This window comes from Limosilactobacillus reuteri, from assembly GCF_020785355.1.
Taxonomy (GTDB): Bacteria; Bacillota; Bacilli; order Lactobacillales; family Lactobacillaceae; genus Limosilactobacillus; species Limosilactobacillus reuteri_I.
The window spans coordinates 50,552-77,365 of record NZ_JAJGVH010000062.1; the positions used below are offsets into that span (position 1 = coordinate 50,552).

Consider the following 26,814-nt stretch of genomic DNA (forward strand, 5'->3'; position numbering starts at 1 on the left):
AAAATCTTTAGTTGGCATCGTTAATTCATTTTAGCTATCTATTAATATTCAATGTTTCTATTTCTAATTTAGTCGAACTATCACTATAATTAAGTAAGAAAGGACGGGATCATGATGAAGATTGTTGTATTAACAGGAAGTCCCCATCATCCAGGAACTTCTGAGCAATTAGCAGATGCCTTTGTTAAGGGCGCTACTGAAGCAGGAAATGAAGTTTATCGCTTTGATGCTGGACGCCGGACTGATGAATTTTCGATGATTAAATTGGAAGACAATCATCCCGGACAAGAAGTTGCGATTGAACCGAATGATGTTATTACTAATGAAGTAATGCCTAAACTGTTAGCGGCAGACATGGTAGTCTTGGTTAGTTCGCTATATTATTACGGGATCAATGCAGCGCTAAAAGCAGTGATTGATCGTTTCTACAACTATAACCATGAACTTCACGGCGGAAAGAAAGCTATTACTTTAGTGAGTGGTTATGGTCAAGCAGATGCCTTTGCTTCACTTAACTTATATTTTAAGCAATTGCTTGAATATATGCGTTGGGATAAAGTAGGAGAGGTGCTTGCGGCTGATTCTTGGAATAATCAAAAATTGGCTAAACACGTTGAAGAAGCTTACCAGCTGGGAAAGAGAGTTAAATAGAAGAATATAAATAAAAAGCGTTAAATTGGAGGAAAGGCGATATGCCACTAAAATAAATCCTCAATTTAACGCTTTTAATAATTTAGAAGAATATTTTACTCATAATAATCATAAATACCAATAAACAGGTTGAGCTAATCGCAGCCGCGCCAAAAACGGCTCCTCCGCGTTTAAAAATAACCTTAAAGTTTACTGAAACACCTAATGCAGCCATTGCCATTCCTAAAAATATATAGGCTGCTTGAACAAGTGCATCAAGAAAGGCTGGTGAGAATGGAAGAAAGGTTCCTAACACACTAGTTAAAATAAAGCCACCAAGGAACCAAGGAATTGGTAATTTCTTTGGTTCTTTAGTGTGTTCTTCTTCACTTTCAACTATAAGGCGGTGTTGATACCAGTAACCAACAATTAAAGCGACTGGCGCTAAGAGAAGAACCCGTGAAAGTTTCATAATAAGGGCGTTATCTAAACTTGCTTCACCAAAGGCTCCCCCGGCTGCAACGGCATGAGCAATTTCATGTAATGAACCACCGGCAACAATTCCAAACTGTGGATCGGTAAGTCCGAGGAGTGGCTTTATTCCAATTTCAACTAAAGTAAAGACTGTCCCCATTACACAAACAACAGCAACAGCTAATACTTCATTTTCTCGTTTGCGCTCCTCGTTGTCAGTTTCAATTTGTGGTGAAACTCCCATTACGGCAGCCGCTCCACAAATACCACACCCGCAAGCAGAAAGGATAGCTAATTCATCTTCTGCGCCAAACTTTCGACTAAGCCAATAAGTAAGGACAATCGTGCCGGTAACTCCAATAGCCGCAACTAAAATAGTTTTAACACCAGCGGCCGCAAGTTTTTCTAGGTTTAAGCGGAAACCAAGAAGAATAATACCAAGCCGTAAAAATTTGTTAGAAATAAATCCGATGCCGCCTTGAGCTTCATTACGCAAGCTAGCAGGAGTCAACTGCATGGCAATACCTAATAATAAAGCAATAACCAATGCTCCAATCAAGTTGACATAAGGTAGTTTTGCTAAAAGTACCCCAGCAACAGAACAAATTAAGGTCATAATGGCAGCAATCCAGAATGATCTAGTCTTCATAATACTCATTAGATTTTCTAACCCCCAAATAATAATTGATACCTTACCACTTTAACAAATGTGTCGTGATAAACAAGAGGAAATTTAGAAATTAATAACAAATTGTTTAATTGTATCGTTTATCTCGGATTAAGGTTATACTATTCTTTGTAATTTCAACATTTAAAAATCAAAATGAGGTGAGAAAATGGAAATTAAAAGTGTTAACTTAGATCAACCATATTCGTCTCTAGATATTTATCATAGTCATACTGATAAAGCTTTGCCCGGCCTTGTTATTTTGCCAGGAGGCAGTTATAACCAGATTATGGAACGAGATTCCGAACGGGTGGCATTAACGTTTGCAACCCATGCGTGGCAAACATTTGTTGTACGATATCCGGTGGTTGAACATAAAAATTATGAAGAAGCCAAAATAGCGGTTCACCAAGCATTTGAATATATCGTCAACCATGCAGCTGAATTAGATGTTGACGCTGATCGGTTGGGGATTATTGGCTTTTCTGCAGGAGGCCAAATTGCCGCTGCATATAGTAACGAAAAACTAACGCACGCTAAATTTGCCGCATTAGGATATCCTGTTATTCAACCCTTGATTGATGAACGCATGGGGGTTACAACAGAGAATGTAGCAAAATTGGTAAATCCGCAAACACCACCAACCTTTATGTGGGGATCAGCAAAAGATGAACTAACTCCCTTTGTTGATCACCTCCAAGTATATGCAGATGCGTTAATTAAGAATGATGTTCCATATGAATTACATGAGTTTGGCACTGGGGGACATGGAATCGCGTTAGCTAACGAATATACTGGTATTGTTAATAATGATCGGGTAGATAATCATATGGGAAAGTGGTTCCCGCTATTTCTTGAGTGGTTAACTGACTTGAATTTAATTTAGCTAATGATTGTGAGTGGGAATTAACCTTCTCGACAAGGCGGTGGGCTAAGGATAGAACGGTGATTAGCACGGCACGGGCTGATTATCGTTCGGACTTAGCCTCGAGCCTTGTGGTTAATTTCCACGATATCTTGCTATTGTTCGTGAAAACAGTTAGAGCTGGGAGAAAAATAAATTTTCTCTCAGTTTTTTTAACACTAAGTTTGTAAAGCTGATTATTTCCCAGGAAATATTAAATTTCAATTTTCTTTGTAGCAATTTGCTTAATGAAATTTTGATCATGTTCAACGATTAGCATTGGTGGTCGCTTTTCTTGAATTAACTGAATTAGTTGTTGCTGATTATAGGTATCAAGATAGTTTAGCGGTTCATCCCATAAATAAAGGTGAGCGGGCTCAGCTAATGACCGTGCTAGTTCAACCTTCTTTTGTTGTCCCATACTCATTTCTTCAATCGGAACATCAAAAGTAGCACGTTCCATTCCTAATTTACGAAGAAGGTTAAGAAATTGATCGTAGTTAATTTTAGAAGAAGATGCAAAACTACGTAAACTTCCATGGTTATCAGAATAATCTTGACGTACTGTGCTGATTTTAAGGGCACTGCTAAAAAGTATCTCTCCGCTTTGCTTACCACTGAATGTCCCGATGATTGCATTAATAATACTAGATTTTCCAGTACCATTATTTCCACAGAGCAGGACCTGATCATTTTTTTCAATGGTTGTAGTGATATTAGAACAGAGTTGTTTAGTTGGATACGATAACGTTAGATCATTAATGCTTAACAATGGTTGATGATTAGTGGGGAGGACATTAATTGTTAGCGGAACAACTTTTTCAATTTCTTTTAAAAGTCCTTGCCGTTCCTCGATTGCGGTGTCTAAGCGTCCTTTCATTATAGTTGCTTTTTTCATCATTTTTGCAGCTTTGGCACCAATAAAGCCTTTATCCGCATGCGAATTATTCTTCTTTTCATTTTCTGCTTGTTGAGCCCATTGAGATTTTGCCTGACGTGTTTGCTTTAAATGATGAATATCTTTTAATAAATTTTCGTTTTTCTTGATGGCCGTAGAATCTCGTTGCTCCTTATGAACGAAATAATTACTGTAATTACCACGGGTTAAAACAAGCTGGTGTTGTTCAATCACTAATGAATGGTCAATGACTTTATCGAGAAAATCTCGGTCATGACTAGTGATAATGAAGCCGTTTTTTTTCGCTTTTAGATATTGAGCAATTTGTTTTCGCCCGTTCTGATCAAGGTGATTAGTCGGTTCGTCAAGCAGGGGGAAATATCCATCCTGGGCAAAAAGGGTTGCTAGCATTACGCGCGTCTGTTCGCCACCGCTAAGACTACTGAAGGGCTGCCATAGTAATTCAGTAGGGGTTGCCATCAAATTTAGTTCTCGTTCGATTTGCCATTGTTCACCTTGATAGCCACTTCTCATAAGGACATTCAATGTGTAATCATCTGGTTCACGAATTACTAATGGATAATAGTTAAATTTAAGATTGGTTTGAATACTTCCTTGAAAGGAAAGTTGTTTTTGCAAGATTTTGAGTAATGTGGTTTTGCCACGACCATTTCGCCCGAGAAGACCTAGTTTCCAATCGCTGCTAATATTGAGGTCACAATGATTAAAAAGTGGTTCTTGTCCCGGATAAGCGAAAGTTAGATTATTGATCGTGATTGGTTCCATTAAAAAATCACCCTTTCGTTACTCGCAGAAAAGGTAACAAAAAAAGCCTACCACTACAGGTAGACTTTTAAACTAATGGTATTGGCCCATTAATTCTCACTTATTGATCAATCATTGAAAAATAATTCTACCTGTAGTACCTTTCTGCGTGAATCCACAGTTCCAGATACATTAAATTGTGTAGAATTAAAATTTCAATGGATGATCCCTCCTAAAAATTACTGCTAATAATATAGCAATTTGCTTTCGAGTTGTCAATCAACTTAATTCGCCTTCAGCAATTTGATCCAACATTGGACGCGAAGGAATAAAGAAGAGTTGACCACCTAAAATATCAGAGAAAGTTAGGAGGTAATCGTTTTGCTCAAGCATATTTTCAAGCATCTTCTTAGTTACAGTCCAATGCCGTGAATAACCGATAAAGAAAGTTCCGGTATTATCAGCGGCAGGGTCTGAATATGGAACATTCATGCGCACAATCTTTTGTTCAACCCCATCGATTTCAGCTTGAGAAGCGACATTATGAGCATTCTTAAACTTTTCTTTTTCGCTTAATTCTAAGTCAGAAAACTTCTTGCGCCCGACAGCTTTTTCTTGTGTTTCAGTAGTTAGCTTATTCCAAATATCCATGTTATGCCGCCATTTTTGTGCAAAGGCATATGAACCATTTTCAAACGTCGGATCCTCATCACCAATAATGGCATACTCAGCAGCATCTTGAGGTTCTGGATTTTCAGTTCCATCGATAAAGCCGATAATGGCCCGGCCTTCAAAATAGCGGAAGCCCTTTGTTTCATCAACAACATTAGTAATATCCCTAATGAAGAGCATTACTTGGGCCATAAATTCGTAAACAGCAGCTTCATCATTTGCCCGAATATGGAGGAAAATATCTCCTTTTGCAGCCGGCATTTCGTATTTTGGCCCGGTTAATGTTTGGTAAGTTTCTAATTCTTTGGGTTTAGGGGCGTTCGGGAAAAGATAGTCCCAGGCATCGTTGCTAAAACCTAAAGAAACTTTAAGATTACCCTTGTTATCCCGAATCCGCAATGATCGCGTAATTGCTTGAAACCGTTCAACAAATTCTTGAATTGCTTCTTGTTCCTTTGCCTGATCTTCTCGTTTTAATTCTAATACCGTAAATTGGACATGTTCACCGGCGTCTTTCCAAACGTCTTGTGCTTTATTAGGATTCATTGCCATTATCTTCATCCTCCTTAAAATTATTACAAGGCAATTATAGCATTCTTTAAGGATAATTCTTACATTTAGTTGAAGCCGCTTTCAAACTGAATTAAAATAAAACTGACACTAATTTTACAAAAGAGGCGGTTATTGTGCAGGAAACACAAACGAAGAAAAAGCATCATTTTCATATGCCTTCTGCGTTTACGATTTTATTCTTAATTATTATCTTAATTGCAATTTTAACGTGGATTATTCCAGCAGGGACATATGAAACAGATAAAGCTGGAAATATTATATCTGGTACATATAAAGCAGTTGCAAATAAACCCCAGGGAATTTGGGATGTCTTTATGGCACCCGTTATCGGGATGGTCGGTGACAAAAAGACCGATGGAGCCATCTCGGTATCACTATTTATTCTTGTTATCGGTGGATTCCTAGGAGTGGTTAATAAGACAAATGCATTAAATGAAGGGATTGGTTCAATCGTTCGCCGGTATAAGGGACGAGAAAAACAATTGATTCCAATTTTAATGCTTCTGTTTGCTCTTGGTGGATCAACCTATGGAATGGGGGAAGAAACGATTGCATTCTATCCTCTCTTGATTCCCGTGATGATGGGCGTTGGCTTTGATTCAATTGTAGCGGTTGCGATTGCTTTAGTGGGAAGCCAAGTTGGTTGTTTAGCATCAACTGTTAACCCGTTTGCCACAGGAGTAGCTTCGCAAACATTAAATATTTCTCCCGGTGATGGCTTAGTTTCCCGGGTAATCCTTTTAATTATTACGATAACGATCAGTATTATTTATGTTTACCACTATGCCTCGGTAATTGAAAAAGACCCAACTAAATCATTGGTTTACAATCAACGAGCAGAAGATGAAAAACACTTTTTAGTCAAGGCTGACCCTAATGACGACCATAAGATGACTGGCCGACAAAAGACAGTTATTTGGCTATTTGGGATTACTTTTGTGGTGATGATTCTAGGGTTAATTCCATGGTCAAACCTTAATAGCCATTGGACATTTTTTGATAAATTTACAAAGTGGTTGGTTAATATTCCATTCCTAGGTGATTTATTAGGGCATGATATGGCACCGCTTGGAACATGGTACTTCAACGAAATTACCATGCTCTTCCTCTTTATGTCGGTCTTGATTATGGCTGTTTACCATATGAAAGAAAGCGAATTTATTGATGCCTTTATGTCAGGAATGGGAGATTTCTTGAGTGTTGCAATTATTGTGGCAGTTGCACGGGGAATTCAAGTAATAATGAATAATGGGATGATTACTGGGACAGTTCTTCATTGGGGCGAATTGGGCCTTCATGGACTATCCCAAACGATCTTTATTATCTTGACTTACATTTTCTATATTCCAATGTCATTCCTAATTCCGTCAACATCCGGTTTAGCTGCCGCAACGATGGGAATTATCGGGCCAATGGGGCATTTTGCACATGTTTCAGGGAGCCTTGTTATTACCGCTTATCAAGCAGCTTCAGGATGGGTTAACCTTATTACCCCAACTTCAGGAGTTGTGATGGGAGCATTAGCAATTGCGCATATTAATGTCGGTATTTGGTGGAAGTGGATGCTGAAATTAATGATTTATCTCTTTATTGCTACTTGCTTGTTCTTAGGAATTGCTGCCTTGCTCTAGGAGGGAATTTGAATGGATAAAATTATTACAGAAGATGAACAAAAAGCTGCTGTTAAAACTTTAGAACGACTAATTTCTGTTCCATCGTATAATCAGCCAGCAGAAGAAGGGGCACCATTTGGCAAAGAAATTCGTAATGCCCTCGATGAGATGATGAAGATTTGTGATGAATTAGGTTTTAAGACCTATGAAGATCCAGACGGGTATTATGGCTATGCGGAAGTTGGTAGTGGTGACAAAATTTTTGGTGTAATTTGTCATCTTGACACGGTTCCTGCCGGCGATTTAGGCAAATGGAAACATAATCCATTTAAAGGCACGGTAATTGATAATGCAGTTTATGGCCGCGGATCACAAGATGATAAAGGTCCAGGGATTGCAGCCTTATATGCTGTCAAAGCATTGATGGATCAAGGTTATCACTTCAATCAACGAATTCGTTTTATTTATGGAACAGATGAAGAAATCCTATGGCGTGGAATTGCTGAATATAATAAAAAGGAAGCACCAATTGATAGCGGGATTTCTCCTGATGCTGAATTTCCATTAATTTATGCTGAAAAGGGGTTGCAACAATCTTATCTCGTTGGTCCAGGAACAGATCAACTAAAGCTCAATTTGAAGAATGCGTTTAATGCTGTCCCTGATAGTGCAGTATATGATGGACCAAAGCAGGATGAAGTGAAGGCCGCTTTAGACAATCATGGCTTTGAATATACGAGTGATGACAATTCAATTACTGTTATTGGCAAGTCCGTTCATGCGATGATGGCACCAGAAGGAACGAATGCTATTTTGCGGTTAGCGATTGCGCTTGATGATGTTTTTGATTTTAAGCCCCTAGATTTTATTGGTAAATTATTTAAGGAAGATGCAACGGGAAGCAATGTTCTTGGTGATGTTCGCGATGAGTCTGGGCAGTTAACTTTCAATATCTCTAGTCTTGAGATTAATGAAAATGAAACAAGGATGCAGATTGATTTGCGAATTCCCGTAACGGCTGATCGCGATAATTTACTAGCCAAACTAAGTAAGCAGGTAGCAGCCTACGATTTGAAGTATGTTCATTTTGATTATTTGGCACCATTGTACGTTCCCAAAGATAGTAAATTAGTGCAAACTTTGATGGAAGTTTATAAAGAACAAACTGGGGATGTTGATGCTGAACCGCAAATTTCTGGTGGAGCAACCTTTGCCCGAACGATGAATAATTGTGTTGCCTTTGGGGGAATGTTACCAACAACTCCCGACTATATGCATCAAGCTAATGAACAGTGGCCATTGCCAGACATGTATAAAGCAATGGAAATCTATGCTCAGGCAATCAAGAAACTTTGTGTGGATTAAGTAAATATTAAATTGGAAAGAGTAAAACGATGAATCAGTCATTGCTTTACTCTTTTTTAATAAAAAAATTATAAAAATATAATGCGTGAAAATTCACAAGCAATCCCGAAAGAGACCTAAAATAGCGTTCTCATCTGTTTTCATCTATTTTCATTTAAAGCGCGTTATAATAACAATGTAATGGATTACAAGTTTTTGCAAAAAATCTTTGTTAAACGTTTGATATTTTAAAAACTTCATTGTATATTATTGATGTACAGTAATGATAAACGTTTATCAAATACCTATAGAAAGAGTACCTACTAATTATGAATAACAAAAATTCTCTTGTTACCAAATTGGCATTCCTGTCAGTTTCATTCATGGTTACGAGTGCTTATGCCATTCAAGGTTCTTTACCGCAATTAAAGGCGGCACTCGGAATCTCACAGACACAGTCAGAATATTTAGTTACAACTCCATCATTTGCTGTAATGATTTTTGTTGTCCTTTCACCATTACTTCAACAATGGTTCAACATTTCTGATAAAAAGATTATTATGGCCGGGGTTACAATTGTTGGTCTTGCCGGAATTGTTCCCATGTTTGCGAATGACTACACTGCGATTTTGATTTCCCGGTTAGTTTTAGGAGCAGGGTTTGGTTTATACAACTCTCAAGCAATTTCGATGATTTCAGTTTGGTATGAAGGTACAACCCGAGCTCAAATGCTTGGTTGGCGTGCTGCGGCTGAACAAATCGGTCAAGCTTGTACCCTGGCAATTGCTGGGTTAATTCTTAGCTATGCAGGTTGGCATGCATCATTTGCCGTCTACCTTCTTGCCTTTGTTGTTCTCTTCTTCTTTGCCGTTCGTGTTCCTGACGATAGCAAAGCACAGGATAATAACGTTGCCGAAGATGATCTTGCTGAAGAATTAACTGAAGCGGAAGAACCGATTAAAAAGATTAGTCCAGTAGTTTACTTACTTGTTCTCTTTGCCTTCCTTTTGGTAGTAGACTATGTTGGAATGGAAAACCGGTTCCCTGGTTTAGCAGTTGCAATTAAGGGAAGTAGTTATACTGGTTCATCAATGTTCCTTTCCTTAATGTTAATTGGAGCAACGCTTGGTGGTTTATTCTACGGATCAATTAATAAAGTATTAGGCTTTAATACTGTTTACCTTGGTCTTGGATTAATGGCCATTTCAAACTTCTTATTTGCCTTCGCAAACGGCAACTTTGCAATGTTAGTAATTGGTTTGCTTTTAATCGGTTTCCCACTACAATTAGTTTCTCCGTTGATTTTTAACTTGTTGCCGGATTTAGCCCCTGCTAAGCGTCAACCATTAGTAACTTCAATGGTACTGATTGGTTTTAACTTTGGAGCTTTCTTCTCGCCAACAATTGCTGAATGGATGAATCGGTTAGTCGGTCGCCCAATGAGTGGCCTTGATCTTGCCGCACCATTCCCAATCTACGGGGTAATGCTAATAGTTATTGCCTTGATTATTTTCTTTGCAACTCGTCATTCTAAACAAGCTAACTAAAATTATTGGAGGATATCATTATGCCAATCAAAAATGAAGCAATGTTAATTACTTACTCTGACTCAATGGGTAAAAACATTAAAGAAACTCATGAAGTATTAAAGAACTATATCGGTGATGCAATCGGCGGTGTTCACTTACTTCCATTTTTCCCATCAACTGGTGACCGTGGTTTCGCACCATACCGTTACGATGTTGTTGATTCTGCTTTTGGTAACTGGGATGATGTTGAAGCATTAGGTGAAGACTACTACTTAATGTTTGACTTCATGATTAATCATATTTCCAAGAAGTCTGAAATGTACCAAGACTTCAAGAAGAAGCACGATGATTCTAAGTACAACGACTTCTTTATTCGTTGGGAAAAATTCTGGGAAAAAGCTGGTAAGGACCGTCCAACTCAAGAAGATGTTGATTTAATTTACAAGCGGAAGGATAAGGCTCCTAAGCAAGAAATTACTTTTGATGATGGTACTACTGAAAACTTATGGAACACTTTCGGTGAAGAACAAATTGATATTAATGTTAAGAGTAAGGTAGCTAACGAATTCTTCAAGGAAACATTAATTGACATGGTTAAGCACGGTGCAGATATGATTCGTCTTGATGCCTTTGCTTACGCTATTAAGAAGGTTGGTACTAATGATTTCTTCGTTGAACCTGAAATCTGGGATCTCTTAAATGAAGTTCAAGATATTTTGGCTCCATACAAGGCCATCATCCTTCCTGAAATTCACGAACACTACACCATTCCACAAAAGATTTCACAACATGACTTCTTCATCTATGACTTTACCTTACCAATGACTACTCTTTACACTCTTTACTCTGGTAAGACTAACCGCCTTGCTAAGTGGTTAAAGATGTCACCAATGAAGCAATTTACTACTCTTGATACTCATGATGGTATTGGGGTTGTTGATGCTAAGGATATCTTAACTGATGATGAAATCGAATATGCATCCAACGAATTATACAAGGTTGGTGCTAACGTTAAGCGGAAATACTCAAGTGCTGAATACAACAACTTGGATATTTACCAAATTAATTCTACTTACTACTCTGCATTAGGTGACGATGACAAAGCTTACTTGCTTTCTCGTGCATTCCAAGTATTTGCACCTGGTATTCCAATGGTTTACTATGTTGGATTACTTGCTGGTTCAAATGACCTTGAATTACTTGAAAAGACTAAGGAAGGTCGTAACATTAACCGTCACTACTACACTAAAGAAGAAGTGGCACAAGAAGTTCAACGTCCAGTAGTTAAGAATCTCTTAGATTTACTTGCATGGCGGAACAAGTTTGCAGCCTTTGATCTTGATGGTTCAATTGAAGTGGAAACACCAACTGAAACAACTATCAAGGTTACGCGGAAAGATAAGGATGGCAAGAATGTGGCTGTTCTTGATGCTGATGCTGCTAACAAGACTTTCACTATTACAGCTAATGGTGAAAAAGTGATGGAGCAAAAATAGTCATCAAATTAATTAGTAATCTCTCTCAAAACAAAATAGGTAGTATTCCTTTCCAAAACGCTTTATCTCTCTCAATAAACTACCTATAAAAATGGGGCTGGAAGAAAATTTGAAGTTTTCTTCCAGCCCCTATTTGTTTATCATTTCATTTTAGTCCAATATTGGCTTTGTTACACGGGCAAGTTGTTCAATTACTTGTTGTCCTGCTGCCATTGATTGATTTTTATCCGTATAAACCGCAATCGTGTAGTCGGTTCCGTTACTATTTTTTACATAACCAATGCTATTGACGATCCATTCATCTTTACCGTAATTTAGCCAACCGTTTTTTAATGCGAAATTATCGCTACTTGCTGAGATTCCCCAGGCTTGGTCACTTTCAACGTTACCCATTAAATCACGAATTTCGCTTCGCTCTTCGTCAGATAAAACCTTAGATTTATAGAAAATATTATTCAAGAGTTTCACTTGGTCTTTCGGGGTAGTAACAGTTAACCCCCAACTGCTATTAGCCCGCGATTGAGTCATGCCAAATTTTTCAAAAGTTTGTTGGAGACCGTTTTTGCCGCCTAAATAATCTTCAAATAATTCGCTAGTTGAATCATTGTCACTTTGCTCAATCATTTTGGTGGCAAGTGATTTTTGATGGCTTGTAAGGGGGCTTTGCTGTTTAGCAAGAATCCCTGCTAAAATACTAACCTTTACTGTACTAGCAGTTCGAAACTTATGCTGGGGTGCATTACTAGAAGTATAAATTTGGTGGGTCTTTGGTGAATATACCGCAATACTGACATTATTATTGGAAGTGAAGATGATTTTATTCCATGCAGATTTTAGGCGGGCGCTTGTTGAGCTGAAGTGCCGAACACCCATAATAATAAGCAGAATAGCAATAATAATTAAGATAAGCCTGCGTGGTTTACGACGATGACGTTGCGATCTTTGCATTTTTTAACCGACCCTTTCTGATTAAAATTAGCATACTTATTAATAATACAGATAATTTCTGGAAGTTAAAAGGTACATCTTCTTAATTTAATGAAAAATAAGGATTTCATTGGAATTGTTACCAAATCGTTACACCTTTTTTAGACAGAATAGGATATGATAGTTAAATGTGTAAAGGAGAGAAATAGTTATAATGAAAAAGGTTAAATCTTTTTTTGCCAAATTATTATTGATAACGGCAATAATTAGCATCTGTTTAAATGGCTTGGGGATGTTCGCAAAAGTGCATGCTGATACTACGGCTTTTCAGATGGATGCACGAGCAGCTTATGCGATTGATGCAGAAAGCGGTCAGGTTCTATACCAAAAAAATGCAACTAAACGCTACCCAATTGCATCTGTAATTAAAATCTTAACTTTAGGAGTAATTTTGCAAGACATTCGAAACCATCATTTAAAATGGGATCAAAAGATTAAGATTACACCAGCAGTTGCCAAAATGGCGGATGACTGGCACTTTTCCAATGTTCCATTAGTGAATGGGGAAGAATACACTGTCCGTCAGTTAGTTGATTCGATGATGCTTGTATCTGCTGATGGAAGTACAGAAGCACTAGCATTAGCTGACGCGGGCAGTACAGCAGCCTTTAATAAAAAGATGGTAGCATTTGCGAAAAAAGCAGGAGCTACAGACATAAAAATCTACAATATGATTGGGCTGCCTAACGGGGACTTAGGAAAGCATAAACTTAAGGGCGTAGATAAAGACGCCGAGAACTTATTATCTGCTAAAGATGTTGCGCTTATCTCAAAGTATCTTGTTGAAAATTATCCTGAAACTCTCGACATTACAAAGCAAAAGTTTGCTAACTTTGATGTAACTAAAGATCAACAATATTTAATGACAAATGTGAATGCTCTTTTACCGCAAAACGGTTTTGCTCCTAAGAACGGGGAAATTGACGGGTTAAAGACTGGAAACACTGATCGCGCGGGTAAATGTATTGTGTCGACGGGAACCTTTGCAGGACGACGGATTATCTTAGTTGCCTTACATACAAAAGGGGAATGGAATGATCAGTCAAAGATGCAGCAAGACTTTTATAATAAGTTAATCGATGAGTATCAGCCAGTTGAAATCAAAAAAGTAAGTGATTTTTCAACCAAGCTTACCAGCGTAAAAGTAAAGAATGGTAAGAATAAGACTAATCTTAAGTTGACAAAGAAGACCACGGTTTGGCTTCCAAAGAATATGAAATTACAAGCAACTAAACCAACATTACGAGTGCAGGGAGACCATCAAAAACAACTAACTGCACCGATAAAGAAGAATCAACAAGTTGGTTCAATCGAGTTGCATATTCCTGGATTGCCTGATTTTAATATTCCGGTAAGTGCAAGTCGAAGTGTTGCTGAAAAGTCAATGTTTTAAAAAATAGTGAGTGGAAATTAACCTTCTCGACAAGGCGGTGGGCTAAGGATAGAATGGTGATTAGCACGGCACGGGCTGATTATCGTTCGGACTTAGCCTTGAGCCTTGTGGCGACGCAAAGCTAGTTCCACGATATCTTAATAATATTTGTATAAGAGACTGTTGAAAAAACAAAAGTTTTTTCTCAGTCTCATCTATTTTTTAGCGATGTAATTACTGCGAAATAAAATTAACTATAATTTTAAGACGTATTATTTGTATAATTTAAATTATAAAAATATAATAAAAGTGAATTAGGAATTATAGCTATTATATTAGGAGGTAATTATTTATGGCTGATTACGCAAAACGTCAACTTAAGGCTTTGGACCGTATTGCAAAGAAGATTGCAGATGCTGAAGGACACTTAACAAAGATTGAAGATAGTGTTGACAATGAGAAGCACCGTACTGCTCAACACGAAACAATTAAGGATATTAAGTCAATCCTTAAGCATGCTTGGAAAGTAGACAAAGATGCAGTAAAGCTTGAAGAGCGTGCTGGCGAAGGTCGTAAAGATCCAGCAGAAAATCACTATGTTTACATGGAAGATGAAGAAGGCGTTATCAAGGACCTTAACAAGGAATTTAAGGAACTTGATGAAAAGCTAGCAGCTCTTACCGATGATGAAGGTGGCAAGATCAAGGCATTCCGTGCAGAACACCACTACCTTGAAAAGGCAAAGGAAATCCTTCAAAAGGCTGGGAAGTATAACCCAGATGACAAAGACTAATTTATAATTCCTAACACATAAAAAGAGATCGGCAAATTGTCGATCTCTTTTTTTAGTGCATTTCACTTGGTAATTTAATTAGTATTCAACGTGCCATTTAATGGTGTATGCTTTTTCTTCGCCCGGATGTAAAGTAATATCGCCAAATTCTGGGTGATGAGGTGCATCCGAAAGATTTTGCGCTTCCATTGCTAATCCAAGGTGGGGATGAACTTGTCCATGATTGTAAACTGCTGCATCATCTAAGTTCATCGTATACATAACTAAGCCATTACGATCAGAGTAAAGACTCATCTTTCGACCGCTTTCTGGATCTTCAAGTGTGGCAACTGGTTTCGTGAGACTAGGAGTAACTTCCCAAATATCATCAAAACCGTTTTCCTTAGTTGAACTCATTTTTTCTAGCGCATCGCCCATTGTAGTTGGAGTACTAAAGTCAAATGGAGTTCCTTCGTTAGCGATCTTTTCACCAGTTGGAATCTTGCCGTCATCAACGGCTAAGTGATTTTCGGAGTTGACATAAAGCTTTAATTGATCCACCGTTGGAACATTTGCTGCTGCCATATTCCAGTAGGTGTGGTTGGTAGGATTGAACAATGTATCTGCATCAGTAGTAGCCGCCATCTTAAGTGAAAGGAAGTCGTCATTAGTTAAGGTATAGGTTGCAGTAACATGCATCTTACCAGGATACGTATCAACTTCAGGACTTAAGGTTAAACTAAGAGTGATTGAAACAGAATTGTCAGTTGCTTCTGTGCTGTCAACGTGCCAAATATGATTGTAAAAACCATTAGTTCCACCATGAAGAGCATTTTTACCTTCATTTTGTTCGATTTGGTAATCGTTACCGTTAATACTGAACTTACCATCTGCAATTCGTCCAGCAACCCGGCCGATTAAACGGTTGGTACAAAAGCCATTATTAGTAAATTCATCGAGGTTTTCAGAGGTCAAAATCATATCGGCCTTACCACCATCTTTTGTTGGAACCTTAAAAGATTGAAGTAGACCGGCAAAATCAAGAACTCCTACTTGCACACCGTTATCGTTCGTTAAAATGTATTTTGTTACTGGATCGCCTTTGTAGGTTCCGAATGGTACTTTAGATATTTCCATAAAATATTTCCTCCTTGAAGTAAGCGCTTTTACAAATTCTATTTTACCACAATTTTATTTTAAAATTACGCAATCGTTTGCACAAAAATAGATATGCTAGAATAAATAAAAGCAAAGATAGATGATATTTATGAGGTACATAAAATGGTCAAAAATAAATGGGACAAATTTAAAAAGAATTTTAGTAAAAATTTTATCGACTTTTTAATGATTTTTGCTGCTGAACAGGATTTTATTAATAAGCATCGCCGTAAAAGCAGTGTAATCAAGGAACAAGACCGTTATGGAAGTGATCAGCGAAAAAATTCTGAAAAATAGTATCATAAACTTTTAGTAGCGGATTTGTACTAGAAATTAAACTTAATATCAAAAATTGCTAATCGAGTGATCTTATGCAATTAGCTTATAAATATTGCTGATTTTAAAACGTAAATATTAGTGATATTTATATTTTTTTGCATTTATTATTATCTAGTGATAGACAATTTGAATATATTGATCTAACGAAAAATATAAATTTAAAATTTTTGTAATTAAAATTTATAGAATGAATATTGATATATCAGAAATAAGGGCGTTTTTTTTTTTTTTATTTTTATCAATCGAAAGATAAGTGAAAACGGCTTGAAATAGAAAGGGCGATTACATAAAATGATGGTGTTGTAAGACAACAATTATTTTGAAGTTTTTATTTTTGGGAGGATTATTTATGAAAAATAATCAAGTACACTACAAAATGTACAAAGCAAAGAAAAATATTGTATATGCTGGTTTAATGACTACGGCCACTTTGGCAGGTCTTACATTAGCAAACGTTAACAACACCGAAGTTCACGCTGATGTTGCTAACCAACCTGCTGTTACTGCAACAACTAGTTCTGCTAATGCCGCAAGTACAACAAGTGCTGCTTCAAATGTTTCATCTGATGTAGTTTCACAAGCTCAAGAAAAGGTTAATGCTGCTAGTGATGCAGTTACTGCAGCTTCTAGTGCTGTTGTAACTACTAGTGCAGCTAACAGTACTGCTCAAGAAAATGTAGCAGCTGCTAAGAGTGCAGCAACTTCCACAGCTCAAAGTAACGCTAACTCTACTTCTGCTGTTGCAAGTTCAGCCTTTAACGATTACAGTGCAGCTAAGTCAACTGCCAGTGCTGCTACTGATGCATCAACAAACATTGCAGCTGCTTACAACCAATTTAAGGATGGCAAGACTGACAATGCTTTGAATGCCGCACAAGCTGCCGTTAATGAAGCTCAAAAGCTTTACGGTAACAACAGTTCACAAGCACAAGCAGCTGAAAACGTAATTAATGCAATTAACGAATATAACCAAAACCCAACTGTTTCCAACAAGGGTAAGGCTGTTGATGCTCTTAATGCATATGAAAAGTATGCTAATGAACAAATTGTTTCTGCTCAAAAGGCCCTTGACGAAGCAAATGCTAACCAAGCTAACCTTCAAAAGCAATTAGACGCAGCTCTTAGTGCACAAGCTCAAGCAAAGACTGCTCTTGATAACGCTAAGTTGGCTGTTAACCTTGATGCTTTAAAGAAGGCCTATGAAGAAGCTTCAGCTAATGCAGAAAAGGCAACTACTGCTTTGAACAATGCTAACAACACATTAAGTGCAGCTCAAAAGGCCCTTGATGAAGCCCGCAATGCTCAAACAGATGCTGCTGAAAAGTTAGGCACTACTAACCCTGACATGTCCGCTTTACAAAAGGCTGCTAATGATGCTCAAACTAAGGTTAATGAAACTGGTAACGCCTTAGAAGAAGCCAATGCTGACCTTAAGACTGCTCAAGGTAACTACGATGCAGCTGCCAACCGTCAAACAGTTGCCAGCGATGCTTATACTAAGGCAGAAACAGCATTAAACGATGCCAAGGCTGCTCAAAAGAAGGCAAATGATGACCTTTCTCAAGCAGAACAAGATTTGCAAAATGCTGATGACTATTCAGTTGAATACTTAACTGGAGCACGTGATGCTGCTCAAGCTACTGCTGACAAGGCAGATGCTGATGTAGCTACTGCTCAAAAAGCATTTGATGAAGCTAACACTGCATTGAACGGTGCTCAAACAGAAGTAAACGCCGCTGGTGAAACTCTTGAAAATGCCAAGACTCGTCAAAAGGCTGCCCAAGATGCTCATGATGCTGCTATAAATGCTCAAACTGCTGCTGCAGATAAGTTAGCTGCTGCTAAGGCTTATGCAACTGCTAGTGCTAACGTAAACAAGGCTAGCGAAGACTTTGGCAACGCTCAAGCTGCTCAACAAACAGCGCAAAAGGCTGCTGATGAAGCTTTGAATGCTCAAACAGATGCTCTTAACAAGTACAACCAAGCACATCAACTTGAACAAGATGTTGCTAATGCACAACAAGCATTTGATGAAGCCCGCAATGCTCAAACTGCCGCTGCTGACAAACTTGCTGCCGCTAAGGCTTACCAACAAGCTTCTGTTAAGGCAGAAAATGCTGCTAAGGCATTAAACGATGCTAACAACACATTAAACGCAGCTCAAAAGGCCCTTGACGAAGCCCGCAATGCTCAAACTGATGCTGCTGACAAGTTAGGTACTACTAACCCTGACGTGGCTGCATTACAAAAGGCTGCTAACGATGCTCAAACTAAGGTTAACGAAACTGGTAACGCCTTAGAAGAAGCCAACGCTGACCTTAAGACTGCTCAAGATAACTACGATGCAGCTGCCAACCGTCAAACAGTTGCTAGTGATGCTTATACTAAGGCAGAAGCAGAATTGAATGCTGCTAAGGATGCTGAACGTAAGGCAAAGGCTGCTTTTGATGCTGCTGAAGAAGCTTACTTTAACGAACCAAATGAATGGAACGATGAAGAACAACAACAAGCTAAGGATGCTTGGGACACCGCTTCTGCTGCTGTAACTAAGGCTCAAAAAGCATTTGATGAAGCTAACACTGCATTGAATGGTGCTCAAACAGAAGTAAATGCCGCTGGTGAAACTCTTGAAAATGCCAAGACTCGTCAAAAGGCTGCCCAAGATGCTCATGATGCTGCTGTAAATGCCCAAACTGCTGCTGCAGATAAGTTGGCTGCTGCTAAGGCTTATGCAACTGCTAGTGCTAACGTAAACAAAGCTAGCGAAGACTTTGCAAACGCTCAAGCTGCTCAACAAAAGGCTCAAGCTGCTTATGATGAAGCTATGAATGCTCAAACTGCCGCTGCTGACAAGTTAGGTACTACTAACCCTGACGTAGCTGCTCTTCAAAAGGCATATGATGATGCTTCAACTGCTGCTAACCAAGCAGGTGCAAAGCTTGAAGATGCTAAGGCTGCTCTTGCAAAGCAAAACCAAAAAGTTGCTGATGCTCAAAAGGCATACGATGACGCAACTGCTAAGGTAAATGATGCAACTAAGTCATTAGAAGATGCTAAGGCTGCTACTAAGAAGGCTCAAGATACCTTCAACCAAAACAATGAATTCGCTACTGATGCTGCTGCAGCATATAACGAATTAAAGGCTGACCATGCAGAAAACGCATTGAATGCTGCTCAAGCTATGCTTAACAAGGTTCAAAAGGTTTACGGTTACAATGCACCACAAACTGATGCGGCCGAAGCATTAGTAAATGCTCTTAAGGATTACTACCTTAACCCAACTACACCAGCTGACAAGACTGCTACCTTGAACAAGATTCAAGCAGCTCAAGATGTCTTTAACAACCTTGTTAAGGATGCTAATGCTGCCAAGGATGCTGCTGAAGCTAAGTACCAAGATGCTCAAAAGAACGCTGATGCAGCTAAGGCAATTCTTGATCGCGTAAACAATGGTGACTTTAGTGACTTCCCAGCTGTTAAGGATGCAGAAGATGCTCAAAAGCTTGCTCAAACTAACTATGACAATGCATTAGCTAACTTGAAGAATGCTCAAGCTAACTTAGACTTAGCAAATGCTAACCTTGAAGCTGCTAAGAAGGCTGCTAGTGAAAAGCCAGCAGACAAGCCATCAACTCCAGATGACAAGCCAGCAGATAAGCCATCAACTGGTGACCAAGGCAACAAGGGTAAGGACAACACTAACACGACTGATTCAAACAAGGATCAAAAGACCAACGACACTGTTAAGGATAACGGCGCAGTTGTAAACGACACTAAGAAGAGTGAAGCTACTGTTGCTACACCAGCTGACAAGAAAGCTGCTGCAACTACTAGCGTAACTCGTGCTGAATACAAGGCTGCCAACAACCAAAACGGTACTAAGGCTGAAACATTACCACAAACTGGTAACGAAAATGGCGTTGCTGCAATCGCATTAGGTGCTGCAGCTGCTATGTTTGGCCTTGGCTTAGCTGGTAAGAAACGCGAATACTAATAATTATATTTTGCAATTATTAGCTTGGATTTAATTTTATAATTTGCTCGGACATACTAGAGGGTTGTGACGAAGGTTTGCTTTGCCACAGCCTTTTAGTTTATATCCAAAAAAGTGAGGGGAAAATATGGCTGATGTAAATATGGCGTTAAAGCAGGCGCAAGCGACTTATGAGCAAGCTCAGCAATCCTATGAAAAGTTTAATCAAAAGTACCGTGAAGCAAAACAAGCAGTACTTTCTGCTCAAAGTACATTTGCCGGTGTTCAAACGATTGGCGACCGGACAACAATTGAAACAAGCAGTCAATTGTTGAAAAACGTTCAAAATAATTTAGACAGGATTTCTGCTAATCTGTTGGTGGCAAAGGAAAATGTAAAGGCAGCCCGTAATAATTTGGAAAATGCTAAAAAAGCAGTTGAATTAGAAGAGAAAAATCATCAACCCCTAGAACAACCGCTTTATACCACCATTTCAACAAGTTATGGTGATATCAAAATTACCAAGAAAAACAAGCCCAAACCATCACATGAAAGAGTTGCAAAAGAACAAAAGGATGCTCCCGTTAAAATGACGAGAGCGGAATATCGCCAAAAACTAAACGAACATAAATAGTATTAAAGAAGGACTTGCAAAACGATGAATGCAAGTCCTTTTTATAATGATATACAGTTAATTTATTAGTTTTCCTTTAGCAATCGCCAACTTGAATTGTCCATAGTCTGCTGTGACCTGATCGACATACTTTAAAGCCCAATTTGGTAAAAGAGTATCTAATATCTTTTGATGTTTTAAATAACCACGGATCATCGGTGCAGTAGGACTTTGGAAATGAGCCATCGCTAGCAAATAAGCACACGTTTGGCAGTAGAATTGGAAACTTTCAAAGTCAAGTTTATTAACATTAATTGATTCTTTCATATCCCGGAACTGGCGAATGTAATAACTACGACCGCCAAAAGTAGTGCTCCCTAAAAAGCGATCGGATGAGGATTGAAGAACCCGTTGTGCTGTTACAATTCTTTGACCAGCGATCCCTCCATTTCTAATCGCTTGCTGGACAGGAAGGGAAAGTAAGTTATAACGCAATGGCATCGCTTCTTTGACTTGTAGAACGATGTGACTATTATCATTGCCAGTAAGCATGATTAAGTAACATCGTGTTCCGAAACTGCCAACCCCGACACTGTAGCGGATAATATCAGAAATGTGAAAGTTTGCTAAGAGAACCCGAACATCTTGACGAACATTTTCGCGATATTTGTTATATCCTTTAACAATCTGTTGATAACGCACAGCGCTAAGATGACGTGCGCGTGGTGGATTATCCCGAAAAACAAGGTGCCCTTGATTATTGATAGTTGCCATTTTTTGGATTATTTCTTCTGAATTGCTACGCTGACTCTTTTTAAGAACCTTGTTAAGGACTGTTTGCATTTGCGTTGAAATATCACCAAAAGACTCAATCGCTTTTCCCATGTCTTCATAGGCAAATGAAAAATAAAACAGTTGGGAAAGACTCATCTTATTGGCGCTTTTGATAGTATGGCGGTAGGTCTTAGTGGTTAATTGAAGGAGGTGGTAAAGGTCATTGCGATCAAAACCGTTCTCTTCGCCCGCTAGTTCAGCACTAACTAATAACCGTTTCAAATCACTTTCCCAATTTCCAATTCGGGCTTCATCAAAGTCATTAAGGCCAAAGAGAAGCTTACGTTCAGGGGAGGCGTAAAAGCCAAAATTATTTACGTGAGCATCACCGCAGATAATGATAGGAAGATTACTTTGGGCCTGCCGCTTAAGGTCATGTTCCATTAATTCAGCCGTTCCACGGAAAAATGAAAAGCGACTGGCAATCATTCTTTGGTGGCGCAATGGAAGCAACTCGGGGATCATGTTGGCTTCAGTGATCTGAATTATTTTAACCGGGTCCCGATCAACTGGCGTGAAAGTTCCTAACATATCACTAGAAACTACTTTTTGCTGCCGTTTACCATTATTCTCCAATTCAGCTTTGGTTTTATTGATTTGAATTTTTCGTAAGTCAAAGATATCGAGATTTTGATTAATCAAAAGTTGCGCATCCTTTCAGAGACAATACTTATATCTTATTTTAAATCTTCTATTTTATTTGTAAATATGGTTTGATTAAGTTGATAAATAATGCTTTTCAAAATAAAATTAATATAAGCAAAATTATAGGAGGAGTTGATAGGGTGATTATTGCAGTGGAAAATTCACTTGCCCAACATTTGCATATTAATTCACAGGTGATTGCTCCATCTGATCTATTAGAGACAAATGTTTGGACAATTCGTGTTACTGGGGAGTTCATGATTATTATGAATAACTTAATGTCGTTACCAATTATTGTACGCTATCCTCAACGCTTTAATGACTCACGATCTTTTATTGCGGCATTTAAACGTGAATTCTTAAGTTTATTAGAAGTTTCGCCAATTCCTCATGCAAAAATTAGGATGATTCGTGACGCTCAGTTTAGCAAAGTAGTATTTACACGCCAAATTCAGCCAGAAACTCAACAGCAATTGCAGATGTATCAGAATCTTATGATGGGGCCTAATTCAATTATTGATTGGGAAAAAGACCCGACCAATGCTGAAATTGCACTTCAATTAGCGGAACAAACACGCATTACCAATAAGACAACGGACGAAGAATATGTTGTAATGGATATTTTTGAAGATTATTCAATTACGGACTTTAAGGTTGCTACTCATCCTAAGCTTAATGAACATAATCGTCGCTATCTTTATCGTTCGCTTTCAATAAATGATATTATGAATGCAACAGCGGTGGGAGAAAAGATTTTAGATGATTATCAAGGTTATTTAGAAAGTCGTGGAAAAAGCGAGAGTATCGTTAATCGGGATTTAGATTGTGCTGCAGATTATATCGGCTACTGTGAGGCACTCGGTGAATCTGTTCTTGATGATATTACCTTGGTCTATCACTATTTAATTAACTATGAAAAACTACATAATGATCGTCCGACTGATACCGGCTTTCATTCTAAAAGTGATGCCTTTCGCGAATTTGGGAAGTTTTTACGGGCAGAAGATCTTTTCTCTAGTGAAGACTACGATTTGTTTGTCCAAGCAATTAGTCAGGGAATAAAAGATCTCGGTTCTAAACAGCGGATGTACCACTTGCAACGTATAATTCGCGATATGCAACGGCAAGTAAGAAATCAACGCGAGCATGCAATCCAATATGTTAATAAACAATATACTATTTATGTTGAGCTTAGTGATTATCATCCTAAAATGTGGCGGCGATTTACCGTCAGCGGTGATACGCGACTGGACATGTTGTGCTTTGCAATTTTAGCGGCATTTAATGCAGACGGGCACCACTTATTTGAACTGCATCAGGGAAATACTCATTATCAGTTGCCGATTCTCGATAGTGGCTTTGGTCAATCAAAAGATATTACTCAAAGTTGGGTAGGCGATTGTAATCTTGATCATGAATATAGCCTAGTATATGACTTTGGCGATATGTGGAACTTTAAAATTAAATTTGAGGAAGTAAAACCTAAGCGACTTCCGGCTCATACCGGTCCCCAAATTATCAGCGGTTTTGGAAATGGAATCTTAGATGATATTGGAGGAGTAGAAGGGTTGACCCAAGCAGCAAAAGATGATCCAGCTATTAATAAGCCGTTAAACATTCCAAAATTTAAGGATCAATGGTCTCGTCAAATTGAAAAAATACGGCACTCTTATGAATAAAAAGCACTACAATAGAGAATGAAATATTTAATTAATCGAGGTCTTTAAGGATGGAAAAACGCGAAAATGCTATTCCGAAAACAATGAAGGCTTGGGCAGTCACAACTCCTGGGCCGATTGATGGTAAAAAATCACCAATCGAATTTACCGAAAAGCCCGTGCCAACTCCTAAACGGGGAGAAGTCCTTGTTAAGGTATTGACGTGTGGAGTATGTCATACAGACTTGCACGTGACTGAAGGAGACTTGCCGGTTCACCACGAACACGTTACTCCTGGTCATGAGATTGTTGGTAAAGTTGTCGGGTTTGGACCAGAAACACAACGATTTAAGCTTGGTGAGCGAATTGGGATTCCATGGTTTCGGCATGCTTGTGGCGTATGCAAGTTTTGCCGATCAGGTCATGAGAATCTCTGTCCCCACTCACTTTATACCGGTTGGGATCATGATGGTGGTTATGCAGAATACGTCACAGTTCCAGAAGGATTTGCATATCGACTTCCGGAAAAGTTTGATTCCCTAGAGGCAGCTCCCTTATTATGTGCAGGGATTATTGGTTATCGGGCCTTTGAACGTGCTAATGTTCCCGCTGGTGGCCGCCTAGGGCTATATGGCTTTGGTGGCTCAGCGCACATTACGGCCCAGATTGCACTTGCCCAGGGAATTGAAGTGCATGTCTTTACGCGTGGTGAGGATGCAAAGAAATTCGCTCTAGAATTGGGCTGTGCTTCTGTTCAAGGATCCTATGACCCCGCGCCAGTTCCTTTGGATTCGTCAATCATCTTTGCGCCAGTTGGTGATATGGTATTGCCGGCTTTAGCTAGTCTAGTTCCAGGTGGGACTTTGGCTTTAGCTGGTATTCATATGACTGATATTCCAACGATGAATTACCAAAAAGAAATATTCCACGAAAAGACATTAACGAGTGTTGAGAGCAATACCCGTCGTGATGGGGAAGAATTCTTAACATTAGCTGACCGTCTCAATATCCATCCTGAAGTACACGAATATCCACTAGCAAAGGCTGACGAAGCATTACGCTATGTTAAACACGGGGATATTAAGGGAGCTTGTGTATTACGTGTTAGCGAGGACTAATAATTGTCTTTTCCTTCTCATTCCTGCTAAGATGGTTAGAGAGGTTTAGAAGAGAAAAGAGTCATGTGGTAATAAGTCAAGATAAAATTATCACTGACAAACTTGTTTTGACCAGATTTTTGACGCACTTAAATAAGCCTTGATCCCAAGGTGTTTTAAAAGCTAAGCGTCGAGAATCAGTTTATCTTCCTATACCAATTACCTCTTTTCCTGATAGATTTGATGATTTTTGAGTAGGAAGAAAATCACCCTAATAAGTTTACGTGCGGTAAGGACGAGAGCGCGTTTTGATGGGGTATGCTTTACTTCTTGATATTTACGCCGATAATATTCACCAAAAACTGGATCTTGGATTCTAACTCTGTTGGCAGCTTCAACCAAATAGTATCTAAGATAAGCATTACCAGTTCTCTTGAGCGGAGTATTATCACTAGCGTAAGCTCCGGACTGCTTTTCTCGCCAGGAAAGCCCAGCATATTTAGCCAATTTAGCTTCATTATCAAATCGTTCGATTTGACCAATTTCAGCTAAAATACCAGCAGCGTATACTGGTCCAATTCCGGGAATGGAGCGCAAAATCTGTTCTTCATCAGTTACTTGAACTACTTTCTCAATTGCTTTGTCGAGGTCTTTAATCATCTTCTGAAAAGCTTTAATTTCCTCGGCATAAACGGAGAGAACTGTATCAACTGAATTAGCAATTACTTTGTCTAAACGATAAGAAGCACGAACTGCCTTTTGAATTATTTTCGCCAAGGCTTCAGGGTTCGCGAAGCGACCCCGGCCGTGTTCATTCAGATAATCGGCTAAATCAGTAATCGAAAGATTAAGTAAGTCATCAGTAGTCATATCTTCAGTTAGCAGACTCATCATCGTTGAACCAAAGATAGAAGTATTCAGTTCATCAGAAATTACTAATTTATTGAGCTTGTAGTATAGGTTCTCAATAAAGTGTTGCTTAGCCCGAGCTAAGCTTTGAACAAGCTCATATCGGGAACGCGTTAAGCGTTGCAGGGCAATGTAGTTCTCTTGACGAACAATCCCTACTGAATAGCGTCCAACACGTAGGAAGTCAGCAATGTAAAAAGCGTCGATTTGATCATTTTTATCTTCAGCGAAGACATCATGATAGCGCTTAGTTTTCTTAGGATCGATAACCACGGATTGTGTATTGAACTTTTTAAGGTCCGAGTCTTCTTGGAAAAACATTGCTGGGTGAAAGCTGTAAATGGAAGTGGCTTCCATGCCAATCACAACTTGGTCGAGATGATTTGAATTCGCCGTATCGATAATCATGTTTTTTAATTCTGTTGCGCCTTTCAAATCATTAACAAAGTTACCATGGAAAACAACTTCAGTTGTTTCTTCAGAAATCATTGAAGTTACTAAATCTTTTGAGCTAACGTCAATACCGACAAAAAGTTTCATTGGAATGGCCTCCTTTCATTAAAATTTACTGGTCTTAATCTGATCACTGCATGATAGCCCCTAATTACAATCACTAAAAACATCCTCGCAAGTATCAGTATTCATTGGTTAGAGAGTTAAAGCTGCACCTAATCCTACTCTGAATTAGTAAACTATCTAATCGATACAGCATGTGAGTTCGAAAATCAGTAGATTGGCTGGGCGGCAGACTTCATAAGTAGTTAAAAACTACAGGAGGTATTAACCTATACCAGTTGACCAAAGCCAATGATAATTAGAGGTTATCATGCGGTGACCAGAAAACAAGTTGTAATGTAGCAAAATCCGTAAGGATATATTTATAGAATACGAG

The 26,814-nt window shown here is 38.6% G+C and carries 20 protein-coding genes; 13 read left to right on the forward strand and 7 right to left on the reverse strand.

Annotated features, from left to right (window positions below; genetic code table 11):
• Positions 1-111 precede the first annotated feature (111 nt).
• Positions 112-651, forward strand: a complete 540-nt coding sequence (locus LMB56_RS02935) for a flavodoxin family protein (protein ID WP_229276525.1) — start codon at positions 112-114, stop codon at positions 649-651.
• 82 nt (positions 652-733) lie between these two features.
• Here the strand turns inward: LMB56_RS02935 and LMB56_RS02940 are convergent, their stop codons facing one another.
• Positions 734-1,762 (reverse strand): YeiH family protein, encoded by a 1,029-nt coding sequence (locus tag LMB56_RS02940; RefSeq protein ID WP_035153731.1) that lies wholly within the window; start codon positions 1,760-1,762, stop codon positions 734-736.
• Positions 1,763-1,940: 178 nt separating this feature from the next.
• Here LMB56_RS02940 and LMB56_RS02945 point away from each other — a divergent pair, with 178 nt between their 5' ends.
• Positions 1,941-2,657 (forward strand): alpha/beta hydrolase, encoded by a 717-nt coding sequence (locus LMB56_RS02945; protein ID WP_019254020.1) that lies wholly within the window; start codon positions 1,941-1,943, stop codon positions 2,655-2,657.
• 232 nt (positions 2,658-2,889) lie between these two features.
• Here the strand turns inward: LMB56_RS02945 and abc-f are convergent, their stop codons facing one another.
• Positions 2,890-4,359: a ribosomal protection-like ABC-F family protein gene (abc-f, locus tag LMB56_RS02950; RefSeq protein ID WP_229284178.1), complete on the reverse strand. Its 1,470-nt coding sequence runs from the start codon at positions 4,357-4,359 to the stop codon at positions 2,890-2,892.
• 258 nt (positions 4,360-4,617) lie between these two features.
• Positions 4,618-5,562 (reverse strand): Dyp-type peroxidase, encoded by a 945-nt coding sequence (locus tag LMB56_RS02955; RefSeq protein ID WP_229284179.1) that lies wholly within the window; start codon positions 5,560-5,562, stop codon positions 4,618-4,620.
• A gap of 134 nt (positions 5,563-5,696) precedes the next feature.
• Between LMB56_RS02955 and LMB56_RS02960 the strand changes: the two genes are divergently transcribed.
• From LMB56_RS02960 to gtfA, 4 genes are all read left to right on the forward strand, one after another.
• Positions 5,697-7,214 carry a YfcC family protein gene (locus LMB56_RS02960; RefSeq protein ID WP_229284180.1) on the forward strand — a complete coding sequence of 506 codons (1,518 nt, stop codon included), beginning with the start codon at positions 5,697-5,699 and terminating at the stop codon, positions 7,212-7,214.
• Between the two features lie 12 nt (positions 7,215-7,226).
• Complete coding sequence (locus tag LMB56_RS02965) at positions 7,227-8,561, forward strand: dipeptidase (RefSeq protein ID WP_229284181.1); 1,335 nt, start codon at positions 7,227-7,229, stop codon at positions 8,559-8,561.
• Positions 8,562-8,869: 308 nt separating this feature from the next.
• Positions 8,870-10,087: an MFS transporter gene (locus tag LMB56_RS02970; protein WP_019254025.1), complete on the forward strand. Its 1,218-nt coding sequence runs from the start codon at positions 8,870-8,872 to the stop codon at positions 10,085-10,087.
• A 20-nt stretch (positions 10,088-10,107) separates the two neighbouring features.
• Positions 10,108-11,565, forward strand: coding sequence for a sucrose phosphorylase (gene gtfA, locus LMB56_RS02975; RefSeq protein WP_019254026.1), 1,458 nt, complete (start codon positions 10,108-10,110; stop codon positions 11,563-11,565).
• Between the two features lie 150 nt (positions 11,566-11,715).
• On the opposite strand, the gene LMB56_RS02980 is transcribed toward gtfA, so the two are convergent.
• Positions 11,716-12,513, reverse strand: a complete 798-nt coding sequence (locus LMB56_RS02980; protein ID WP_229284182.1) for a serine hydrolase — start codon at positions 12,511-12,513, stop codon at positions 11,716-11,718.
• A gap of 193 nt (positions 12,514-12,706) precedes the next feature.
• Here LMB56_RS02980 and LMB56_RS02985 point away from each other — a divergent pair, with 193 nt between their 5' ends.
• The gene (locus tag LMB56_RS02985; RefSeq protein WP_229284183.1) at positions 12,707-13,945 is read left to right on the forward strand and encodes a D-alanyl-D-alanine carboxypeptidase family protein; all 1,239 of its coding nucleotides are present in this window, start codon (positions 12,707-12,709) and stop codon (positions 13,943-13,945) included.
• A gap of 331 nt (positions 13,946-14,276) precedes the next feature.
• Positions 14,277-14,717, forward strand: a complete 441-nt coding sequence (locus LMB56_RS02990) for a hypothetical protein (protein WP_065533259.1) — start codon at positions 14,277-14,279, stop codon at positions 14,715-14,717.
• 78 nt (positions 14,718-14,795) lie between these two features.
• Here the strand turns inward: LMB56_RS02990 and LMB56_RS02995 are convergent, their stop codons facing one another.
• Positions 14,796-15,833 (reverse strand): aldose epimerase family protein, encoded by a 1,038-nt coding sequence (locus tag LMB56_RS02995; RefSeq protein ID WP_229284184.1) that lies wholly within the window; start codon positions 15,831-15,833, stop codon positions 14,796-14,798.
• Positions 15,834-15,977: 144 nt separating this feature from the next.
• On the opposite strand from LMB56_RS02995, the gene LMB56_RS03000 reads away from it, so the two are divergent.
• The 3 genes from LMB56_RS03000 (at position 15,978) to LMB56_RS03010 (ending at position 20,800) form a co-directional block, all read left to right on the forward strand.
• Positions 15,978-16,151: a hypothetical protein gene (locus LMB56_RS03000; RefSeq protein WP_163622195.1), complete on the forward strand. Its 174-nt coding sequence runs from the start codon at positions 15,978-15,980 to the stop codon at positions 16,149-16,151.
• Positions 16,152-16,542: 391 nt separating this feature from the next.
• Positions 16,543-20,187, forward strand: coding sequence for a KxYKxGKxW signal peptide domain-containing protein (locus LMB56_RS03005; RefSeq protein ID WP_229284185.1), 3,645 nt, complete (start codon positions 16,543-16,545; stop codon positions 20,185-20,187).
• Positions 20,188-20,314: 127 nt separating this feature from the next.
• Positions 20,315-20,800, forward strand: a complete 486-nt coding sequence (locus tag LMB56_RS03010) for an efflux RND transporter periplasmic adaptor subunit (RefSeq protein WP_229284186.1) — start codon at positions 20,315-20,317, stop codon at positions 20,798-20,800.
• A 57-nt stretch (positions 20,801-20,857) separates the two neighbouring features.
• On the opposite strand, the gene LMB56_RS03015 is transcribed toward LMB56_RS03010, so the two are convergent.
• On the reverse strand, positions 20,858-22,255 hold the full coding sequence (locus tag LMB56_RS03015) for a DUF2252 domain-containing protein (RefSeq protein WP_122481544.1): 1,398 nt from the start codon (positions 22,253-22,255) through the stop codon (positions 20,858-20,860).
• A gap of 143 nt (positions 22,256-22,398) precedes the next feature.
• Between LMB56_RS03015 and LMB56_RS03020 the strand changes: the two genes are divergently transcribed.
• Both LMB56_RS03020 and LMB56_RS03025 read left to right on the forward strand, forming a co-directional pair.
• Entirely contained in the window at positions 22,399-23,937 is a 1,539-nt protein-coding gene (locus tag LMB56_RS03020) for a plasmid pRiA4b ORF-3 family protein (protein ID WP_229284187.1), read from the forward strand.
• Between the two features lie 50 nt (positions 23,938-23,987).
• Entirely contained in the window at positions 23,988-25,034 is a 1,047-nt protein-coding gene (locus LMB56_RS03025) for a zinc-dependent alcohol dehydrogenase family protein (RefSeq protein ID WP_152719111.1), read from the forward strand.
• Between the two features lie 198 nt (positions 25,035-25,232).
• On the opposite strand, the gene LMB56_RS03030 is transcribed toward LMB56_RS03025, so the two are convergent.
• A complete protein-coding gene (locus LMB56_RS03030; protein ID WP_229282092.1) occupies positions 25,233-26,462 on the reverse strand; it encodes an IS110 family RNA-guided transposase in 1,230 nt (409 codons plus the stop codon).
• Between the last annotated feature and the right edge of the window lie 352 nt (positions 26,463-26,814).

What these genes read in the sequence shown, in the direction of transcription:
- abc-f (WP_229284178.1), bottom strand. Translation starts at nt 4,359, where the DNA reads ATGGAACCAATCACGATCAATAATCTAACTTTCGCTTATCCGGGACAA.
- LMB56_RS02965 (WP_229284181.1), top strand. Translation starts at nt 7,227, where the DNA reads ATGGATAAAATTATTACAGAAGATGAACAAAAAGCTGCTGTTAAAACT.
- LMB56_RS03005 (WP_229284185.1), top strand. Translation starts at nt 16,543, where the DNA reads ATGAAAAATAATCAAGTACACTACAAAATGTACAAAGCAAAGAAAAAT.
- LMB56_RS02955 (WP_229284179.1), bottom strand. Translation starts at nt 5,562, where the DNA reads ATGGCAATGAATCCTAATAAAGCACAAGACGTTTGGAAAGACGCCGGT.
- LMB56_RS02940 (WP_035153731.1), bottom strand. Translation starts at nt 1,762, where the DNA reads ATGAGTATTATGAAGACTAGATCATTCTGGATTGCTGCCATTATGACC.
- LMB56_RS03000 (WP_163622195.1), top strand. Translation starts at nt 15,978, where the DNA reads ATGGTCAAAAATAAATGGGACAAATTTAAAAAGAATTTTAGTAAAAAT.
- LMB56_RS02970 (WP_019254025.1), top strand. Translation starts at nt 8,870, where the DNA reads ATGAATAACAAAAATTCTCTTGTTACCAAATTGGCATTCCTGTCAGTT.
- LMB56_RS02985 (WP_229284183.1), top strand. Translation starts at nt 12,707, where the DNA reads ATGAAAAAGGTTAAATCTTTTTTTGCCAAATTATTATTGATAACGGCA.
- gtfA (WP_019254026.1), top strand. Translation starts at nt 10,108, where the DNA reads ATGCCAATCAAAAATGAAGCAATGTTAATTACTTACTCTGACTCAATG.
- LMB56_RS02935 (WP_229276525.1), top strand. Translation starts at nt 112, where the DNA reads ATGATGAAGATTGTTGTATTAACAGGAAGTCCCCATCATCCAGGAACT.
- LMB56_RS02990 (WP_065533259.1), top strand. Translation starts at nt 14,277, where the DNA reads ATGGCTGATTACGCAAAACGTCAACTTAAGGCTTTGGACCGTATTGCA.
- LMB56_RS03030 (WP_229282092.1), bottom strand. Translation starts at nt 26,462, where the DNA reads ATGAAACTTTTTGTCGGTATTGACGTTAGCTCAAAAGATTTAGTAACT.
- LMB56_RS02945 (WP_019254020.1), top strand. Translation starts at nt 1,941, where the DNA reads ATGGAAATTAAAAGTGTTAACTTAGATCAACCATATTCGTCTCTAGAT.
- LMB56_RS02995 (WP_229284184.1), bottom strand. Translation starts at nt 15,833, where the DNA reads ATGGAAATATCTAAAGTACCATTCGGAACCTACAAAGGCGATCCAGTA.
- LMB56_RS02980 (WP_229284182.1), bottom strand. Translation starts at nt 12,513, where the DNA reads ATGCAAAGATCGCAACGTCATCGTCGTAAACCACGCAGGCTTATCTTA.
- LMB56_RS03025 (WP_152719111.1), top strand. Translation starts at nt 23,988, where the DNA reads ATGGAAAAACGCGAAAATGCTATTCCGAAAACAATGAAGGCTTGGGCA.
- LMB56_RS03010 (WP_229284186.1), top strand. Translation starts at nt 20,315, where the DNA reads ATGGCTGATGTAAATATGGCGTTAAAGCAGGCGCAAGCGACTTATGAG.